Source organism: Sediminispirochaeta bajacaliforniensis DSM 16054, assembly GCF_000378205.1.
Lineage (GTDB): Bacteria > Spirochaetota > Spirochaetia > DSM-16054 > Sediminispirochaetaceae > Sediminispirochaeta > Sediminispirochaeta bajacaliforniensis.
In genome coordinates this window covers 1-1,382 of the sequence record NZ_KB899475.1, presented here as the reverse complement: position 1 = coordinate 1,382, position 1,382 = coordinate 1, and the positions used below count along the sequence as shown (strand labels likewise).

Sequence of the window (1,382 nt, the reverse complement as noted above, 5' to 3'; positions counted from 1 at the left end):
ACCTGCTGATTGATTACGATCGGGAGAATCAGGTCTCATAAGTAAATTCTTCAGATTGAGGCAAAAAGAATTTGCGCAAGTTTATTGACACTACCATTCGGAATCTGCAGTCCGAAGAAAAGCGTAATCAAAGCGATGATGATGATATTTACTAACGGATAGCGATAAAGCTTTCTCAAATTTCCCTCGCTTGCTTTTATTACACTAATAATGTGTTATAAGTGTAATATAGTGACGAAGAGCACAAGAAACAAGAGAAATCACTCATATTAACAACGAAATAATGAAGTTTTCAGATTCTTAGAGCGTTTGAAATGTATCGATGGGGAGAACTTTTTTTCCTTTTTCCGTGAGAAACGCATCTAAAATAAATTTCATGGTTGTTCCGAATAAATACTTGCTATCGGTATACACATCACTCACGGCTTTCCAGCTTGTAAGCCCTTTTATCATAGAAAGGATGATATAGATGATCATCCGAGTCGAATAATCGGTTCGGCAGAGACCGGCATTTTTTGCCTGCTCAACCAACTGTTCGAGCATCAATCGTATCTTCTTATGTAAAAAGTTGACGGGAATATCCTTTAGGTAAGGATTGGAACGCACCAGTTCCTGTTGAAGAGCTTCGATTTCCCGGTCGAGTTCCCTGGAGACAAACTCTATAGCTTTCACCAGTTTTTCCGCAATCGATACATCGCTTTCCATTAAGTTTTCGAAAAAGCCGACGATACGGCGGGAATGCCACTCAATGGTACGATCAAGTAATTTCTCTCTATTTCCAAATCGGTTGTAAAGGGTCTTTTTACTGACACCTGCCGTATCGGCAATTTCCTGCATGCTGACTTTCTGGGGGCCATGTTTGATGTAAAGAGAAAAGGCGGCACTACAAATTTTTTCTTCGCGCGTCATAGGTCCTCCGTCGAGCATCAAAAGTGTATAGGACTTATATCAATAACTCAAGTTGCCATTATTTTTCTTTCGATACAGGCCTGTGGGAAAAAAGCTGCCGATTCCCGTAAAAGTTCTGACGTTCCGCAGGGACTGCTTCCGGGTAATCCCCACCGGTGCCAGCCGGATGGGAGGAAGGCTCATCCTGCCGAGAACCGACAGCGTCCTTACTTTATGCAATAATCGTCGTGTTTGATTCGACTAGGGTTAGGCGGTCGATTTCTTCATCGGTGAAAGGCTTGAGGCTGAGACAACTGCTGAGAAATATCGCCGTAATCAAGACGATCAGCGCCGTTTGCAACACCCTTTTCATATCGCATCACTCCTTCCTTGCAATTGAAGCAAGGCTTAAAACATGGCTTTGACCTTGAGTTGAAGGTAACTGCTCTCGTCGAACTGTCCGAGCCTTCCGTCATCATCCCCGCCAAAGAACC

2 protein-coding genes are annotated in these 1,382 nt (G+C 43.2%); both read right to left on the bottom strand.

Translation table 11 applies throughout. The features are described 5' to 3' along the window. Positions 1-50: 50 nt before the first annotated feature. A complete protein-coding gene (locus F459_RS24615; RefSeq protein WP_281167951.1) occupies positions 51-179 on the bottom strand; it encodes a hypothetical protein in 129 nt (42 codons plus the stop codon). A 121-nt stretch (positions 180-300) separates the two neighbouring features. Next, entirely contained in the window at positions 301-909 is a 609-nt protein-coding gene (locus tag F459_RS0121945) for a TetR/AcrR family transcriptional regulator (protein WP_020614780.1), read from the bottom strand. Positions 910-1,382: the final 473 nt, after the last annotated feature.

Excerpts from the sequence above, each read along its gene's own strand:
- F459_RS0121945 (WP_020614780.1), bottom strand. The coding sequence starts at position 909 with ATGACGCGCGAAGAAAAAATTTGTAGTGCCGCCTTTTCTCTTTACATC.